This is a genomic window from Shewanella algidipiscicola (assembly GCF_003605125.1).
Classification (GTDB): domain Bacteria; phylum Pseudomonadota; class Gammaproteobacteria; order Enterobacterales; family Shewanellaceae; genus Shewanella; species Shewanella algidipiscicola.
Window position 1 is genome coordinate 186,482 of sequence record NZ_QPQT01000009.1, and the last position, 18,572, is coordinate 205,053.

An 18,572-nucleotide genomic window follows, 5' to 3' on the forward strand; every position below is an offset into this window, starting at 1 on the left:
AATTTCAGTGTAGCAGACTGAGAAAAAAGCAACCTATTACTCATCACCCCCCAAGATCTGCTGATAAATATCGACCACACCTTGTGTATGCGACTCGACCAATTCAATAGGGAGCTTGCCACTCTGCTGTTGCAGTGTTAGGTGATGACTCTCATCTCGAAGATAACAATAGGCCTGAGTTAAATGCTGTGCACTAAGATGCGGCAACAGCTCAAGTTCCGATAACGTCTCAAATATACGGACATTATCAGACCAGGTCGCTAACTCTGGATGGGTATGGGTATGCGCTAAGACCAGATATTGGGCGATAAACTCAATATCGGCAATGCCGCCGGGGCTCTGTTTTAAATCGAAATAACCCGGTTCGACCTTCAGCAGATGGTCGCGCATTTTCTGGCGCATTTCACGCACCTCTTTCGCCAGCTGAATATGGTCGCGAGCCATGGCCAGTACGTCGCGGCGCAGCTCACTAAAACGCACCGCTAAGGCATTATCACCAAACAAGAATCGCGCACGGACTAAGGCTTGATGCTCCCAGGTCCAAGCTTCCTCTTGTTGATAACGGCCAAAATACTCAATTTCACTCACCAGTAAACCCGATGCTCCCGAGGGACGCAGGCGCATATCCACTTCGTATAGTTCACCCGAGGTGGTTCGAGTCGAAAACAGATGTAGCACACGCTGGGCCAGCTTTAAGTAAAAGTGGCCGATATCCACAGGGCGATCACCATTGGTTTGGCTACTCTGTGGGTATTTTTCACGGCTATAGTCATGCAAAAACACTAAATCGAGATCTGAACCATAACCAAGTTCTATGCCACCAGCTTTACCATAACCTATCACGGCAAAACCCATCTGATCGCCTTGTAGGTGGGGCGGCACCCCATGGCGCGCCACCACTTGTTGCCATGCCTGCTGAATCACCTGCTCGATGATCGCCTCAGCCAAAAATGTGAGATGATCGCTCACCTGCATCACAGGCAGTACACCGGTAACATCGGCGGCGGCAATTTTTAATTGCTGCGACAATTTAAACTGCCGCAAGGCTTCCATTTGCTGCTCCATATCGTCTTCGGGAACCCGCAGTAAATATTGGCGTAATTCACTGGGGTAATCGTCGAGCGATGTGGTGTCATACAGCTGCGATGGATCGATAAGCTCATCAAGCAACATGGGAAATTTAGCTAACTGCTGGGCAATCCATGGGCTGGCCAAACACAGGCTTACCAATTGCTGGCGCGCGCCGGGATTTTCAAACAACAGCTCTAAATAGGTGGTACGAGTCAAAATTTGATCCAGTACCTTAGAGACAGGTGTAAAGGCCTTCGAGGGCGCCGCAAGATGGGTGAATTCCTGCAACAGCAGAGGCATTAATTTGTCTAATGTATCTCGTCCGCGTGGGCCTATGGTGCGCTTGGCGACTGTCTCGCGCCAACTTTTTAATGCTGGCCATAAAGCGCGATCGGCAATGCTTTGCTCTTCCATCAAACTGTGCGCATCGTCATCGTCTTGCACATTCCATAACGGTTGCGTCCACAGCTCGCAGATCTCTTCGGTATCCTGCCCACCGACGGTGTCGTTAAAATAACGGTGAATTTTACTCATCGCCGTATCGATATGGCTGCGAAGCTCGGCCTCATCAGCCATGCCCATGGCAAAACAGAGACGCTGCCAATCGAGTTCGCTGCTAGGTAAGGTCTGAGTTTGATGATCTCCAATGGCTTGTAATAAGTTTTCGACACGCCTTAACAGTTGATAGCTATTTTTCAACTCATCGACCGCCAAATATTCAAGTTGCCCTAGGCTGTAAAGGGTATCGATAGCGGCAAACAGACTTTGCTGGCGCAATGCGGGCTCACGGCCACCACGGATCAATTGAAAGCTTTGCACCACAAATTCCACTTCGCGGATCCCACCTGCGCCCAGCTTGATATTATCGGTCAACTTACGGCGGCGTACCTCTTGGCTGATCAACTGCTTCATCTTACGCAGTGAATCGATAGCCGAAAAATCTAAATAGCGGCGATAAACAAACGGGCGTAACATGTCATGCAGCTCATCAGAAAACGCGTTCCATGGCCCCAGCGCACGCGCTTTAACCATGGCGTAACGCTCCCAGTCACGTCCCTGCTCTTGGTAATAATCTTCTAGGCCACTAAAACTGACCACCAAGGGGCCGCTCTCACCATAGGGGCGCAGGCGCATATCGACCCGATAAACAAAGCCATCGACCGTCACTTGGTGAAGTAAATTCACTAAGCGCTGGCCCATACGAATAAAAAATTGTTGATTGTCTAAGGCGCGCCGACCACCACGGGTTTCCCCATGTTCGGGAAAGGTGAAGATCAGATCGATATCGGAGGAGAAATTAAGCTCACGTCCCCCCAACTTTCCCATACCCAAAATCATCAAGGGCTGCGCAACCCCTTCGCTATCGCATGGCGTGCCATGTTGCGTGCACATTTGTTGATATAGCCAATCACGCGCCGCAATAATGAGTGCTTCGGCTAACGCCGATAAATCGAGGAGGGCATCATTGAGTGAGGCATAGCCTTGAAAGTCACGCCAGGCCAAACGCACCATTTGCCGATTGCGATAGCGGCGCAATATAGCTTTGACCTGCTCTTCATCGCTAGCACCCGCTAACAAGGAGTTTAACTCGCTGCTGAAATCGGCACGGTCTAGGCTTACTAATTGCCCTTCAAATAACGACATGATCCAATTAGGGTGACGGCATAACTGCTCGGCGACAAAATCACTTAAACCGAGCATCTGGCGTAATTGCGCCTCTTGCTCCACGCCTAACTGCTCAGACATATCAGGCCAAACGTCAGTCAGGCGTTGCCATTGCGAGTCTGCAACCTGCTTAACCACTGCGGGTAACGGGTGATGCGTGATATTTTCCATAGCCTAAACAATCCCTAACATTTAAACATTCGACATAATATGTCTTGAATGATATAGATATGCGTTAATTTGTGCGATATGGCTTATCGAGCCCTGTGGCGTGATAAAAGGGCCACAGGAGACGAAATTGATCGCGTTTAAGGGTTACTATAACCCAACTAGTCGCTATATTATGCAAAGAAGTGATCAACGGTTCACCCTTTATCCGTTGCAATCTAACCTTATGTTTATGGAGAAAACATGGCAGTAATGCTAATGCGTATTCTCACCCTGACCTTACTACTGGCCTTAACAGGCTGTGGTGATGACAGGCCAGAAAAAATCGCAAAATTTCAACAGCTCGCCCAAGAGCGCATTATTAACCTTGGTCAGATGCTCGACAAAGGTGAGATCCGAAATGCTAACCTGCTCAGGCAGTATGTTGAGGTACTTGAAGGACAAAAAACCGATCTCGCTCCACTACTGCGTGAGTTAGCTAAAGATGCAACGTCAGCCGGGCCTATGTATACCTCGCTGCAACGACGCCTTAACGAGCTTGGTGATGGCAATAACTTTGTCGATCTGGATCAACAACTCAGCGAAGCAGAAAACCTCTATCAAGCCGCCGACCCCAGCCTATTTAACGATATGTTATCGGATCCAGTTAACGTGGTCGCCGACATGTCAGATGGCGCCTTGGCGCGGGTCAACGCCATCAGCCGTGAAGCCGCTGTGCTGGCTAATGGTGCCGAAGATTTTGGCGCGGGCAGTCAGTTAGTTGGTAACCCCGCCTATGGTAATTGGCAAACGGGCTCCGATGGTATGTCGTTTTGGGCCTGGTATGGCATGTATGCCATGTTCTCTAATCTGGTACGCGGCCCAGTGTATTACGACCGCTGGTCGAGCCGTCGTAACTACAGCTATTACAATGATGTAGGCCGCTACCGTTACACGTCACCGAAACAAGCTCAGGCGCAAAATCAAACCTTTGAGCGAACTAAGAAGCAGTTTAATGCCCAGGGGAAAAAGTTCGACAGCCCCTATGCCAAGCCGCGAGCAGGCTCTACCAGCTTGTCACGCCAAAGCGCCAGTGCACCTAAAGCCAGCACAGCTGGGCGCAGCAGTGGCAGTAAATTTCGCTCTAACTACTCCAAAAACAGCAACTTTAGAAATTCAGGCAGTCGCACGACACGCGGTGTCCGTCGGGGCAAATAAAGGAAATTAAGATGACAATATTGCAACACTTCGGCATCACCACCGAACTGGCCATCATTTTAGGGATCGATCTTGCTATCGCCATTATCCTCCTCACGGCGATGCGCTACCTACAGGGCTGGACCGTTAAGGTGAACAGCACCCATGAACTGTCTGAGCGCGATAATTTTGCCTTTGGCATTAGCACTGCTGGCGCAGTGGCAGGCTTAGGCATAGTGCTAACGGGCGCCATCACAGGCGAGGCGGCCGAGTCATATTGGGTCGAAGCTATCGGCATGAGCGCCTACGGTATCTTCGGCTTAATGCTAATCAAACTGGGGCGCTTTTTACACGATAAGATCGCCCTTAACGAGATTGATAAAAATGCCCTCATCATTAAGGGCAATATTTCGGTGGCAATTGTCGATGCCACCGCTGCCATCGCTACAGCCATTATTATTCGCGCGGTACTGATTTGGGCTGAAGATCTGACCTTAGATACCTTTATCGCCATCTTTAGTGCATTTGCCATTTCACAACTCATGTTGGTGTTACTCACCCGCATCCGTGAAAAAGGCTATGCTAAACGCCACCAAGAAGCCTCAATGCAACAAGCTTTAGCCCAAGGCCAAACTGCATTAGCCATTCGCCATAGCGGCTATATGTTAGCGATGGCGCTGAGCTTTAATGCCGCCAGCCACTTTATTATTTTTATCCCCGATGCCTATATCAACAATATTATTGGCTGGTTGGTATTTTCGGTGATCATGCTGCTGGCGCTCTCTTTGCTGCAAGCCTTGGTGAAAAAGTTAGTCTTAGCTAACATCAATTTGGCAGAAGAGGTAGAGCTGCAACACAATGTGGGGATCGCCACCGTTGAATTGGCCATTAGCGTGGCTATCGCCCTTATTTTAACCAGTTTGATGGTGTAACCTAATCGCACCAGCAAGGATGTAATGCACTCTTCTCCCACGACTGCGCCAACCTCGGTTGGCGCCAAAAAACTCACCTGGTTTGACGATCTACTGTTACTGGGTATCATGGCCGTGCTAGCTGGCTGCGGTCTGATTTACGAATATTTATTGTCTCACTATGCCGGGCGAGTGCTCGGCGCATTAGAAGCCGCCATCTACACCATGATTGGCTTGATGATTGTCTCCATGGGCATTGGCGCCTTTGCGGCGCGAAAAATTCGCTGCGCTTATACTGGCTTTGCCATTTTAGAACTCAGCGTCGCTCTGTGCGGCGCCTTGGCAATTTTAATCACCGCCGCCGTCATCGGCTTTGGTCAGCAGCTGCCAATGTTGATTGCTAACACTATCGGCCTGCCGCCCGATCAACTGCCTCAAGGCGGCTTTATCGGCAGCCTGCAAAAATTAAGCGAGTACCTACCCTATTTTTGGGGAGTGTTGCTGGGCTTGATGATCGGCATGGAGATCCCGCTGATCGCCAGAGTCAGGCAGTCCCTGTGTGAAGCCCATTTGCTACACAATGCAGGCACCATTTATGGCGCCGACTATATTGGCGCCGGGGTTGGCGCGGCGATTTGGGTAACATTGATGTTAGCCATCGATATTCAACTCGCGGCAGCGTTAACCGCCAGCTTTAACCTGCTCGCTGGCTTCATCTTTATTTGGCGCTTTTGGGATAATATCGCTCACGCCAAATTACTGCTCGCAGGCCATATAATCGCTAGCGGCTTGTTGGTCCTGCTCGCCAGCCATGGTCCGCAGTGGGAGCAACAATTTAATAATTTGCTCTACAAAGATAAAGTGATCTACGCCAAGGCGACCCGCTTCCAACAGCTTACCTTCACCGAACGCTTACGCGGAAACGATCTGCCTGCGGTGTATTCGCTCTACATCAATGGTCGGTTGCAGTTTTCTAGCCAGGATGAGCATATCTACCATGCGTTTTTAGTCCATCCAACCCTCGAAGCCAGTGCGCGCCATGATAAGGTACTGATCATTGGCGGCGGCGATGGCTTAGGCTTGCGCCAAGTCCTCAAGTGGCAGCCGCAGCAGGTGACGCTTATGGATCTGGATGCGGACTTAGTGGCATTATTTAAAAACCCCGATGACACCATGCCGACGCGCCTGCGTCACGCCCTACTTAAGCTCAATGATGATGCGCTTAACGATAAACGAGTAGAGCTTGTCTTCGATGACGCTTTTAATGGCGCCGATAAACTGATCCGCCGCGGCGATAAATTTGATGCCATTATTGTCGACCTGCCCGATCCCAGTCACCCGGATCTGAATAAACTCTACTCCGACATGTTTTACCTTAAACTCAAAGAGCTACTAAGCGCTGACGGCGCGATTACGGTGCAGTCGACCTCACCCTACCATGCGCCAAAGGCCTTCATCTCCGTGGGCAAAACCCTCGCCAGTGCTGGGTTTAATATGCAGCAATATCATCATAATGTGCCCAGTTTTGGCGAGTGGGGCTGGAGTATCGCCACCTTAGCGGGCAAAGCGCCACGTGAGCGCTTGCAACCCCTGACCCAGTTATCGATAGCCGAAGATTGGTTAACGCCTGGGCTGATCAAGGGGGCATTCGAGTTTCCGGGCAACTACTATCAAGACGCCGATGAGGTGAAAGTGAATGATATTGGCTCAATGCAGCTGTATCAGTATCATCAACAAGCTTGGTCTGAAAATGAAAATCTAACCCTATTTTGAATCGTAAAATAGCACTTGACATATTATGTCTCAGTGCTATCTTTAACCGCAGACATAATATGTCAAAGAGGACAACTATGAACATTCACCAAATTGCCAACCACCTCAATGATCTTGGCGACAATAGCCACACAGGCTTTCAGTTCGATTGCTATCCCATTGACGGTGATGTCGAGGTGTTACAAGTCAATATTGTTGGGCGTGAAGAGATACCGTTATTTGTGTCAGTCACGGAGAATCAGGTGTTATGCATCAGCTACCTGTGGGGCGAAGATGAAGTAAAACCTGAGCGTCGCAGTCAGATGTTCGAAACCATGCTAGAGCTTAATATTCCAATGCCACTGTCCTCTTTTGCCAAAATTGACGACAAATATGTGGTGTACGGGGCACTGTCGGTCAATTCGAGCATGAAAGAGATTGAACAGGAGTTATCGGTACTGTCAGATAACTGCTTAGAAGTGATCGATGAACTCAGCGAGTTCTTAAACTAGATTCAGACCAAATTAAATTATGGTAACTGTGGGCGAGACATCCGGTTTTTAGCGCACGGTTATACTGTAGAGGAGTCTCATTATGGGTATTCTAAATAAGATTTTAACCGCGTTTCGCGGCGGCGCGACCGAAGTAGGCCAAAGTATTGTTGATGCCAACTCCACGCGTATTTTTGAACAAGAGATCCGCGATGCTGAAAAGCACCTCACCAAGGCCAAGCGTGAGCTAACCGACGTGATGGCTAAAGAGATGCAGGCCAGCCGTGAAATCGACCGCCTAAAACGTGCCATCGCCGAGCATGAAGGCTATGCCACTCAGGCATTAGAAAAAGGCAATGAAACCTTGGCGCTAGAAGTGGCAGAGAAAATAGCCCAACTAGACCAAGAGCTTGCCGAGCAGCAATCGGCTAACGACAGCTTTAGCGCTCATGCGATTCGACTCAAAGAGTTGGTGCGTAAAACCGAACGTCAGCTGGCAGATTATCAGCGCCAACTGAGCATGGTTAAAACCACTGAGAGCGTGCAAAAAGCCACGGCAACCATTACTGATTCATTTGCCAGCAGCAACTCAAAACTGCTGAACGCTAAAGATTCACTAGAGCGCATCAAAGCACGTCAACAACAGTTTGACGATCGCTTAAAGGCCTCGGAAACCTTAGCCGAAGAGAACAGTGATAAGTCGCTGCAATCAAAGTTAGCCGAAGCAGGCATTGGCGAACAAAAATCCAATGCCAATGCGGTGCTCGAACGCCTCAAAGCCCGCAAGTAATCGATGTTACTTTGCTCAAAGCACCTCAAGGTTTTCCCTCGAGGTGCTTTTAGCCATTTACGTTAGTGCTAGGAGTATCACATGGGATTCTTAAAAGGGCTTTTTGGTAAAAAAGCCCCACCGCCACGTCAACTAAGCCACCCCAATCAGCTCCAACTTGGCGATATGATCACCCTCGATGATAGCTTCGCGCTACCCGAGCAGCTACGCGGCCAACAACTGCGGGTCGAAGCGGTCAACACCTATGAATTTGAACGTCGACAATCGACCGAGTGGGTGTTAAAAGGTCATGGTAATGACACCCTATTTTTATCGCTCGATGAAGATGATGAAACCCATCTGTGTTTCGCCCTAAAAATCACCCGCAGCCAAGTCGAACAGATTGTCGATCTTGACCAATTTAGCGATATTTTTGAAGAAGATGTTCAGGCAAGTCTGACCATATTGCCCACAGTTCCTGAATCACTTAGCGCTTGGTTAGGCAGCCAATATCATCAGATTAACTTTGCTCAATTTGGTTATTTCCATCGCCAAGATTATCGCGGTATGACCCCCCCTCAAGATGAAGGCACTAACAGTGGTGAGCCATTTGAGCTGTATCAACTGCTTGACGATGACGAACGTTATGGCATTGAAGTGGAAGTCTATGAAGGCGGCGATACCGACGTCATGCTGACCCTATATCGCCCACTGAGTGACATTCGCGAGTACTGGCCAGGAAAGTGATAGGGATTGTCGCGGTGATCCAATTAACCCTAAGCGGCTTACCGCATCAAGCTGAGGTAACCAAAAATGAGTAAAGTTAAACAACCGCTCCCGGAGCAGTGGTTACAAAATCAAAAGGCCGCCAAGGCCACGCAAGTCGCATTCGACCTTGATGAAAAGTTTCAATACTCCATTCGAAAAGCGGCGCTGGATGCTGGGGTCAGCCCCTCGGATCAAATTCGCTCTATCTTAGGATTATCGGTCACTAAGCGTCCCAAACGCCCAAGGCTAACGGTATCCCTCAGCCTAGATGATTACCAATTATTGGCGCAAAAATACAACGTGCCACCCAGCGAACAGCTGGAAATAAAACGCCGGGTATTGGACGACTTGGTTCATTTTGTTGGAGAAAACGAATAAGATTGTGGCTCAAATATAAAATAAAGGGGCGCGGGATTAACCCGCGTCCCGTTTAGGGAGCCATTTTATGGCAGAGAAAAAACGTTGGTTACCGCCAATGGAGCAGGCCCCATCCCCGTTTCAGCTAGCCATGATGGCGCTATCATTGATTTCCGTTGTCGTGGTATTGATGCTCACCTTTGCCAAGCTCGACACTGAAACCCGCCGGCTATTATTATTTGTCGATGCCAGTATCTGCACCATCTTTATCAGTTATTTCTTCATCAATCTGTTTCGCGCCGACGATAAACGTCACTATATCAAACACAATTGGATCGATCTTGTTGCTAGCATTCCGGCGATTGAGCCTCTGCGCATGGCAAGGTTATTCCAAATCTTACGGGTTATTCGTCTACTTAGAATGACCCGCTCAATCATTGTGCCTATGATGAAACAGCGACGACAGGCCACGCTGGCAAGCTTACTCGTGGCTTTGGTCACCTTACTCACCTTCGCCTCAGTATTAATATTAATTGTAGAAAGTGGCGAGCCTGGGTCGAATATCCATACCGCTGAAGAGGCGATTTGGTGGGCGCTGGTAACCATTTCTACCGTAGGTTATGGCGACCATTACCCGGTCACCACCATTGGCCATGTTATCGGCGGCATAGTCATAGTGTGTGGTGTGAGCTTTTTCGGGGTGATATCAGGCTATATGGCCTCGATTTTTATCGCTCCCGATGAGTCAGAAAAATTAGATACTCAGAGCGAAGAAATTCGTAGCGATCTTCATCATGTCCTGCACCGAATGGAGCAAAACCAAGCCACATTACTGCAAGAAGTTACAGAACTAAAACAACAACTCAAACAACAACTCAAACAAGGTAAATCGCTCGAGTAAGTTAATCCCGCCCATAACACCGTCATTGACTGTTCACGCCGAGCAATGGGTTACGCTTCAAAACTAAGTCGTGTTAGCACTAAGGCATATCAGGGCTAAACCATAAAGCTTCCCCCTATTTGAGCTAACTTCGGCTCGATGCCGTGAAAAAGGCACCGAGCCTTAAGCGCTAATTTAACGCCAGAAAGGCGTGGCCTTCAGCGCCGAGCGGCGCGAATGCTCCATCGCGACCAATAAACTCTGTTGCTGAGAATCGAGCCAAGGTTGAAGCGCAATCCCTTTCGCTGTCGCCAGCTTGGCTAAACATTGATAAGCATATAAGGTGCGAACCCCTTGTGCTAAGTCATTCCAAGGGGCGCAAAATAGCGATCTTAGTTTGACGCGATACAAGTCACCATACGCGATACCCACTAAGTGACTCTCCTCTAATGCCTTACCCAGCGAAAGCAAGTCATCACAGTTCCATGTGCGCTCGGCTGACATCATAGTACACATTTGCCGCCATGAATCTTCTAACTGGTGATTGGCAAATTGCACCAGCTCAGACGAGAGATTAAGTGGCAATAAGCCCTCTCGACAGGCAAATAACAAGTTAACCAACTTGAGCTGCAAGTGACCATAGGCGTTATCAGCCAACATGGTTTGCATCATACTGGGTAAATCCAGTGCAGCTAAAGCCTCGGTGATTAACGGCTCAACCGCCTCCACTTGCGGCAAAGTCGTTAACAAGGTGGCCCTTTGAGTTAATAGAGTGCGGTAACCCAAACTAAGATCAACCGGGGCCAGATGTTGCTCTAGGCGCGAAAAAGCCTGTAATAAGGACTCATCTAACAGACCAAATTGCATCAAAGTAGAGCGCAGCAGCCTGATACAAGCGCGCAGCCGATATGCCAGCTCTGACTGCTCAACACTCTCGCTGGACTCTAACACCAAGGCTTCGAGCAATTGCCAACGCTCCAGTCCGATACTAAGCACAGTTAATAATGCCTGTTTTGGCGTCGCATTATCACCTAACGCGATAACATCGAGTGGTTCAAGTGGTGGTGGGCTCGCCATGGCGGCCAAGCAATAGCCTCGCTGCGCCTTGCTGGCTCGTCCCAAACGCGCGGGGATCTGCTTGGTCACTTGCTCGCCCAGTATCAATAACGCCTGCGTTTGGCCAGCAAGCAGCTCAAACTCAATTTCACATATAGGTTCGCTGACACCATTGGCACAAACGGTGCCGATATCTAAAGCCACCTCGACTAAGCTATCTTGTAGATAAATATGCCAAATCATCCGGCTAAAATCGGTATCAAATAACGAAGTTAATCGGCGCTGCACTTTATCTATGTCAGCACCTAGCGGCCAAATTTTAGACGGAAAGCGTGATAAATCGACCTTAGGTTGATCGATATCAATATTGTATTCGGGACGGGAATGCACTCCGCCTTCGACACTGCCGGCGGTCTTGATGGTCTGCTCATAATGGCCATCGCAACCGCGAATACGCAGCCCCATGTCCCATTGCCGCAGCTGTAAGTCTGGGGTATCAAAATAACTATTACTGAGATGTTTTACGCCTTTTGACTCACTATGAGGTAAACTGTTTAGCAGTGATATCAAGGCTTCTCGTGCACTTTTCGGGAAAAACAGTTTAAGTTCTATTTCGGCTGCCATTCGCCAATTGCTCACTTTTTGATTAATAAATTCGATTCTGTAATGCAGCTTTCATTATTATTTAATGAAAACGTCATAATGTAATATTGCTGTCACAAAAGCACTTTAGGATTACGCTTTGCAGTTTCTATATAACTCGTTAGAATAAAAACTGTCAGTTTTTATATAAAAACACAGTTTCAATACGTGGACGCTTGGGTTAACATGCGCCCGCATTTTCCAACAGTGGAATAACCTAAATAGGTACACGGCAATGCCAGTAAACTCTATTTTGGGCGTGTTTGCAAAATCGCCAATCAAACCGTTACAAGAACATATCGATAAAGTGCACTACTGTGCGTCGATACTTGTACCATTTTTTGAAGCAACTGTCGCAGGTGACTGGGACAAAGCAGTTCAACTTCGTAAGCAAATTAGCCAAGCGGAGCGTGAAGCGGATGATCTTAAAAGAGAGATCCGTCTGACTCTTCCTGGTGGCCTGTTTATGCCAGTTGAACGAACCGACTTACTGGAGCTACTTACCCAGCAAGATAAGATCGCTAATAAGGCGAAAGACATTTCAGGCCGCGTCATTGGCCGTCAACTACTTGTCCCCGCAGCTATACAAGAACCCTTCACCGCCTATTTACAACGCTGCATTGATGCTGTTGTGCAGGCTAAGGAAGCCATTAACGAACTCGACGACCTACTAGAAACAGGTTTTCGTGGGCGTGAAGTCGATCTTGTCGCTAAGATGATCAGTGAACTCGACCAAATTGAAGAGGACACCGATGATCTACAAATCAAAATCCGTCGCCAGTTATTTAGCATTGAAAACGAGCTAAATCCTATCGATGTGATGTTCCTTTATAAGATAATTGAGTGGGTTGGTGACTTAGCAGATCTTGCTGAGCGCGTCGGTTCTCGCTTAGAGCTAATGTTAGCTCGCGTCTAAAAAACAAGTTATCAAGGTATCAACATGGTTGATGTATTAGTCACCAACGGCCCATGGCTTATTGCTATTGCGGCCGCATTTGGATTTTTAATGGCGTGGGGTATCGGCGCAAACGATGTCGCCAATGCAATGGGAACCTCTGTAGGTTCAAACGCGATCACCATTAAACAAGCGATCATTATTGCGATGATCTTCGAATTCGCTGGCGCTTATCTTGCCGGCGGTGAAGTTACCAGCACGATTCGAAAAGGGATCATCGATTCAGCGTATTTTGTCGACTCACCAGAGTTATTGGTTTACGGCATGATTGCGGCGCTATTAGCCGCAGGTATCTGGTTAGTAGTGGCCTCTGCATTAGGATGGCCAGTATCGACGACTCACTCCATTGTGGGCGCGATTGTTGGTTTTGCCTCGGTCGGAGTGGGTGCCGACTCAGTGGCTTGGGGCAAAGTGTTTGGCATTGTTGGCTCATGGGTAGTCACGCCAGCCATTTCGGGCTTTATTGCCTTCATGATATTCCAAAGCGTACAGAAGCTGATTTTCAACACCGAAAATCCACTTGAAAATGCTAAACGCTATGTGCCGTTCTACATGGGGTTAGCTGGTTTTGTAATGTCACTTGTGACCATCAAGAAAGGGCTAAAACACGTTGGTTTACACTTTACCGATCTTGAGTCCTATGTATTAGCCATAGGCATTGCCATCCTTGTTGGACTTGGCGGTATGGTTGCGATTAAACGCCTCAAGATGAGCGATAAAGCCGATCGTCAAACCCAGTTTGGTAACGTTGAGAAAGTGTTCGCCATCTTGATGGTGGTTACCGCATGTTGTATGGCATTTGCGCACGGCTCTAATGACGTAGCTAACGCCATTGGCCCACTGGCAGCCGTTGTTTCTGTCGTTAACAGTGGCGGCGAGATCAGCAGCAAAGCTCCATTGGTATGGTGGATCCTGCCTTTAGGCGCTGTGGGTATTGTGATGGGTCTGGCTATCTTTGGTAAGCGCGTCATGCAAACCATTGGTAAAAATATTACTCATCTTACCCCAAGCCGTGGCTTTGCCGCCGAGCTAGCAGCCGCTTCTACCGTGGTTATCGCCTCGGGTACCGGCTTACCTATCTCTACCACACAAACCTTGGTGGGTGCGGTATTAGGCGTCGGCATGGCGCGTGGTATTGCCGCTATCAATATCGGCGTGGTACGTAACATAGTGGTATCTTGGGTGGTCACTTTACCTGCAGGTGCTGGCCTATCGATCATCTTCTTCTTTACCATTAAGGGTATTTTCAACTAACACCTTGATAGTATAAGTAGAAGCATTAAAAGGAAGCCTTAAGGCTTCCTTTTTTATGGGCGCGACAGAACAAGATAGGCTATTGACACGGCCCATAACGATAGCTTATCGCTGATCTCTATCATCATTTGATAAAATATCAGCCATGCTACCCCTTGCAAAAAGGCCGTTAAATCCCTAGCATGTGGCAATATTTCGTTGAAGAGAACTCAAAGTGTTAAGACTCCTATCTATCGTTGCATTGATGTTGCTGTCAACCACTCTTTTGGCAGCTGAGCAGACCCGTTATATTTCGGATAATGTCTACACCTTCCTTCATGGCGGGCCGGGTACTCAGTTCCGTATTTTAGGTAGCGTCGAGGCAGGACAAGCCATCACTTACCTAGGTGAGACCCAAGGAGACTATGTTAAAATTATCGACCACAAAGGCCGTGAAGGCTGGGTCGATGCTAATCTTGTCACCAGCAGCAAGAGCTTTCGCGTGCAGCTACCCGAGGTGGAAGCCAAGCTGGCACAGGTACAGTCCGAGCTCGATACCTTGACCAATGAAAGCAGTAATAGTACTCAGCTTATCCGCCAACTTCGCTCTCAACTTGCCACCAGTGAGCAGGCGCTCGCCGAAGCCAGCAGCGAGCGCGATAGCGCCACACGTGAGCTAGCAAAGATTCAAAATAACGAGCGTTTCGAGCAACTCAAGCAAGGCGGTATGATTGCGGGTATCGGTTTAATTCTTGGGGTGATCATCGCTTACCTACCAAGACCCCGTCGTCGCCAAAAAAATCGCTGGTAATAACGACCGCTTAGCATACAAGCCAGCACTTAAGGTGCTGGCTTTTTTATGCATCACGCTTTATTGATAGCCGGACTCAATCGTTTTACTGCCATCTCAACCCCATGAACCCGCTCGGCCAATCGATGCTCAACCCTGATCTGATAAATACACTCCATAGGCTATGCCAACCAAACTGCGCTAAAACGAGCAAACAGATATTGCAGCGGACGCATGGTTAAAGGCTGTGTAGAGATTAGCTGCTTCTTGGCAAAACCGACCTGGTTTAACAGGTTATTTACAGTCAATTTCAAACACCATGCAATTATCAGCTACGAGCCTTACCCTTTATAAAGCGGGCATATGACACCTTACATTCACATCATTTCAAACAAGGATCACATAAGTTTTCACAATGGTGTTCCTCGTCACATTTTGAATGTATAATCGGCGCGCTAAGGCGCCAGGTTGTATACAAAAATAATACTAAACGCCTTTTAAACTGACCTTTTGTTCAAGCCAAAACTGTCCCTAATGTAGGTCCAGGTGGAAGTTACTACTATGTTCAAAGCAAGTGAAGTTCTGACTGGTCGTTATGACTCAGCTACCCTAGATGAGCTTTTTGAAGCGATCACCCACAACTATATTGTCGATGAAGAACAATACCTCTCAGAGCTGATCCAATTGGTGCCTTCGAGTGAAGCAGAGATCCAGCGAGTCACCCAACGTGCGCACGATTTAGTCAGCAAGGTACGTCAATACGATAAAAAAGGCCTGATGGTCGGTATCGATGCCTTCTTGCAGCAATATAGCTTAGAAACTCAAGAAGGCATTATCTTGATGTGCCTAGCCGAGGCCTTGCTACGCATACCCGATGCCGAGACCGCCGATGCACTGATTGAAGACAAGCTCTCAGGGGCCAAATGGGACGAACACCTCAATAAGAGTGGCTCCACCTTAGTCAATGCCTCGACATGGGGATTGATGCTAACCGGTAAAATTGTCAACCTAGATAAAGAGATTGATGGTAAGCCCAGTAGCCTACTCAACCGTTTAGTTAACCGCCTAGGCGAACCTGTGATCCGCCAAGCCATGCTGGCAGCGATGAAGATCATGGGTAAGCAATTTGTATTGGGGCGCACCGTTAAAGAAGCCCTAAAAAACAGTGTCGATAAGCGTAAGCTAGGATATACCCACAGCTACGACATGCTCGGCGAAGCGGCGCTCACCATGAAAGATGCGCAAAAATACTTCGACGATTATTCCAGCGCTATCGCCGCCTTGGGCGAGCAAGAGTACGATGAAAGCCAAGCGCCGCGCCCAACCATCTCGATTAAGTTGTCAGCGCTGCATCCTCGCTATGAAGTCGCTAACGAAGATCGCACACTCACCGAGCTATACGACACAGTTATCAAATTAATCAAGCAAGCGCGCGCCCTCAATATTGGCGTCTCTATCGATGCCGAAGAAGCCGATCGCTTAGAACTGTCGCTCAAGCTATTCCAAAAGCTGTATAACTCAGACGCAGCCAAAGGCTGGGGCCTGTTAGGCATAGTCGTGCAAGCCTACTCTAAACGCGCCCTGCCGGTATTGTGCTGGCTAACACGCCTATCGAAAGAGCAAGGCGATGAGATCCCGCTCCGTTTAGTGAAAGGGGCTTACTGGGACAGCGAGCTAAAATGGGCACAAATGGCTGGTGAAGGCGGTTACCCGCTCTACACCCGTAAGGCAGGTACCGATGTATCTTACCTTGCCTGCGCCCGCTACCTGTTGTCTGATGCCACTCGCGGCGCCATCTATCCGCAGTTTGCCAGCCACAATGCGCAAACCGTCGCGGCCATTGCCGATATGGCGGGCGATCGCCAGTATGAGTTTCAACGTCTGCACGGCATGGGCGAAGAGTTGTATGACACCTTGCTGGCCGAAGCTGGCGTGAGCACAGTGCGTATCTATGCGCCCGTTGGTGCCCACAAAGATCTGCTGCCTTACTTGGTGCGTCGACTGCTAGAAAATGGCGCCAATACCTCGTTTGTGCATAAACTGGTAGACCCTAAAACCCCCATCGACTCTTTGGTTGTCCATCCTTTGACGACCCTACAAAGCTACAACACCCTAGCCAATAATAAAATTGTTCAGCCAGCCGATATTTTTGGCGCCGAACGTAAAAACTCTAAGGGACTCAATATGAATATCATCTCGGAATCTGAGCCGTTTTTCGCGGCGCTAGACACCTTTAAAGACACGCGCTGGAGCGCGGGCCCGCTGGTCAATGGCGACACCCTAACGGGTGACACCATAGAAGTGCTCAGCCCCTATGACACCACTCAGGTGGTCGGTAGCGTCGCCTTTGCCGACAGCCACGCCATAGAACATGCGCTCGCCAGTGCCCATGGCGCCTTTGGCTCATGGTGTGCAACGCCCGTTGAAGTGCGCGCCAACGCGCTACAAAAGCTAGCGGATCTATTAGAAGAACACCGCGAAGAGTTGATTGTCTTATGTACCCGTGAAGCGGGTAAGAGTATTCAAGACGGTATCGATGAAGTGCGCGAAGCGGTCGATTTCTGTCGCTACTACGCGGTGCAAGCCAAGAAGATGATGGCCAAGCCTGAACTGCTTCCCGGCCCAACGGGTGAGCTCAATGAGCTGTTCTTGCAAGGTCGCGGCGTCTTTGTGTGTATCAGCCCTTGGAACTTCCCCCTAGCCATCTTCTTAGGTCAAGTTGCCGCCGCGCTTGCTGCGGGTAACACTGTGGTGGCTAAGCCTGCCGAACAAACCTCAATTATCGGCTACCGCGCGGTGCAGCTGGCTCATCAAGCGGGGATCCCCAAAGAGGTGTTACAGTTCCTCCCCGGCACGGGTGCTAGCGTTGGGGCGACCATCACCGCCGATGAGCGCATAGGGGGCGTCTGCTTCACTGGCTCAACCGTCACGGCCAAGCGCATCAACCTAACCTTAGCCCAGCGCGAAGGGGCTATCATTCCGCTAATCGCCGAAACTGGCGGCCAAAATGCCATGGTAGTGGACTCAACCTCGCAGCCAGAGCAAGTGGTTAATGATGTGGTGTCATCTTCCTTTACCAGTGCCGGACAACGCTGCTCGGCGCTGCGAGTGCTGTTTTTACAAGAAGATATCGCCGATCGCGTTATTGATGTGCTCAAAGGGGCGATGAATGAGTTAACCATTGGCGATCCCAACTCGGTGAAGACAGATGTCGGGCCGGTGATCGATGCGACCGCCAAGGCCAACCTTAATGCCCATATCGATCACATCAAGCAAGTAGGCCGTTTGATTAACCAACTTGAGTTACCAACTGGCACCGAAAATGGCCACTTTGTGGCGCCGATCGCGGTAGAAATAGACTCGATTAAAGTGTTAGAAAAAGAGCACTTTGGGCCTATCCTGCATGTGATCCGCTACAAGGCTGCTGATTTACCTAAGGTTATTGATGAGATCAATTCAACCGGATTTGGTCTTACCCTAGGGATCCATAGCCGTAACGAAAGCCATGCCCTCGCCTTAGCCGACAAGGTTAATGTGGGTAATGTCTATATCAATCGCAACCAAATTGGCGCTGTCGTTGGCGTGCAGCCTTTCGGCGGACAAGGCCTGTCGGGCACAGGCCCTAAAGCCGGTGGTCCACACTACTTAACCCGTTTTGTGACCGAAAAGACCCGCACCAATAACATCACCGCCATCGGTGGCAATGCGACCCTATTATCTCTGGGCGATAGTGATGACTAATGCCATTAGCGCATCCCATAGCGTAAGTAGGCAAATAACAAGTAAGCCGATATCCTAAGGTGTCGGCGACGATAAATAAAAAGCCAGTTGCAATGCAACTGGCTTTTTACTGTCTGCTTAACGGCTCATCGCCGGCTTAAGCAAGCC

At 49.1% G+C, this 18,572-nt stretch carries 14 protein-coding genes; 12 read left to right on the forward strand and 2 right to left on the reverse strand.

The genetic code is table 11. The annotated features are described in order from the left end of the window. Positions 1-36: 36 nt before the first annotated feature. Positions 37-2,907: a bifunctional [glutamate--ammonia ligase]-adenylyl-L-tyrosine phosphorylase/[glutamate--ammonia-ligase] adenylyltransferase gene (glnE, locus tag DVO77_RS11915; RefSeq protein WP_119978487.1), complete on the reverse strand. Its 2,871-nt coding sequence runs from the start codon at positions 2,905-2,907 to the stop codon at positions 37-39. 240 nt (positions 2,908-3,147) lie between these two features. On the opposite strand from glnE, the gene DVO77_RS11920 reads away from it, so the two are divergent. The 8 genes from DVO77_RS11920 to DVO77_RS11955 all read left to right on the forward strand — a co-directional run bounded on the left by DVO77_RS11920 (position 3,148) and on the right by DVO77_RS11955 (position 10,029). Further along, entirely contained in the window at positions 3,148-4,101 is a 954-nt protein-coding gene (locus DVO77_RS11920; RefSeq protein WP_110455924.1) for a hypothetical protein, read from the forward strand. A gap of 11 nt (positions 4,102-4,112) precedes the next feature. Next, on the forward strand, positions 4,113-5,012 hold the full coding sequence (locus DVO77_RS11925; protein ID WP_110455923.1) for a DUF350 domain-containing protein: 900 nt from the start codon (positions 4,113-4,115) through the stop codon (positions 5,010-5,012). 24 nt (positions 5,013-5,036) lie between these two features. After that, positions 5,037-6,764: a polyamine aminopropyltransferase gene (locus tag DVO77_RS11930; protein WP_119978488.1), complete on the forward strand. Its 1,728-nt coding sequence runs from the start codon at positions 5,037-5,039 to the stop codon at positions 6,762-6,764. A 77-nt stretch (positions 6,765-6,841) separates the two neighbouring features. Further along, positions 6,842-7,255: a YjfI family protein gene (locus DVO77_RS11935; RefSeq protein ID WP_110455921.1), complete on the forward strand. Its 414-nt coding sequence runs from the start codon at positions 6,842-6,844 to the stop codon at positions 7,253-7,255. Positions 7,256-7,337: 82 nt separating this feature from the next. After that, on the forward strand, positions 7,338-8,024 hold the full coding sequence (locus DVO77_RS11940; RefSeq protein WP_110455920.1) for a PspA/IM30 family protein: 687 nt from the start codon (positions 7,338-7,340) through the stop codon (positions 8,022-8,024). 81 nt (positions 8,025-8,105) lie between these two features. Next, positions 8,106-8,750, forward strand: a complete 645-nt coding sequence (locus tag DVO77_RS11945; RefSeq protein WP_119978489.1) for a DUF4178 domain-containing protein — start codon at positions 8,106-8,108, stop codon at positions 8,748-8,750. A gap of 66 nt (positions 8,751-8,816) precedes the next feature. Next, a complete protein-coding gene (locus DVO77_RS11950) occupies positions 8,817-9,149 on the forward strand; it encodes a hypothetical protein (RefSeq protein WP_110455918.1) in 333 nt (110 codons plus the stop codon). Positions 9,150-9,216: 67 nt separating this feature from the next. Then, positions 9,217-10,029: an ion transporter gene (locus DVO77_RS11955; RefSeq protein WP_119978490.1), complete on the forward strand. Its 813-nt coding sequence runs from the start codon at positions 9,217-9,219 to the stop codon at positions 10,027-10,029. Positions 10,030-10,203: 174 nt separating this feature from the next. Here DVO77_RS11955 and DVO77_RS11960 read toward each other — a convergent pair whose 3' ends face one another. Next, the gene (locus DVO77_RS11960; RefSeq protein WP_119978491.1) at positions 10,204-11,688 is read right to left on the reverse strand and encodes a CYTH domain-containing protein; all 1,485 of its coding nucleotides are present in this window, start codon (positions 11,686-11,688) and stop codon (positions 10,204-10,206) included. Between the two features lie 253 nt (positions 11,689-11,941). On the opposite strand from DVO77_RS11960, the gene DVO77_RS11965 reads away from it, so the two are divergent. The 4 genes from DVO77_RS11965 (at position 11,942) to putA (ending at position 18,425) form a co-directional block, all read left to right on the forward strand. Then, the gene (locus DVO77_RS11965) at positions 11,942-12,622 is read left to right on the forward strand and encodes a TIGR00153 family protein (protein ID WP_110455915.1); all 681 of its coding nucleotides are present in this window, start codon (positions 11,942-11,944) and stop codon (positions 12,620-12,622) included. A gap of 24 nt (positions 12,623-12,646) precedes the next feature. Continuing rightward, positions 12,647-13,915: an inorganic phosphate transporter gene (locus DVO77_RS11970; protein WP_119978492.1), complete on the forward strand. Its 1,269-nt coding sequence runs from the start codon at positions 12,647-12,649 to the stop codon at positions 13,913-13,915. 214 nt (positions 13,916-14,129) lie between these two features. Beyond that, complete coding sequence (locus DVO77_RS11975; RefSeq protein ID WP_239473201.1) at positions 14,130-14,705, forward strand: TIGR04211 family SH3 domain-containing protein; 576 nt, start codon at positions 14,130-14,132, stop codon at positions 14,703-14,705. Between the two features lie 540 nt (positions 14,706-15,245). After that, positions 15,246-18,425 (forward strand): bifunctional proline dehydrogenase/L-glutamate gamma-semialdehyde dehydrogenase PutA, encoded by a 3,180-nt coding sequence (gene putA, locus DVO77_RS11980; RefSeq protein ID WP_119978493.1) that lies wholly within the window; start codon positions 15,246-15,248, stop codon positions 18,423-18,425. Positions 18,426-18,572 lie beyond the last annotated feature (147 nt).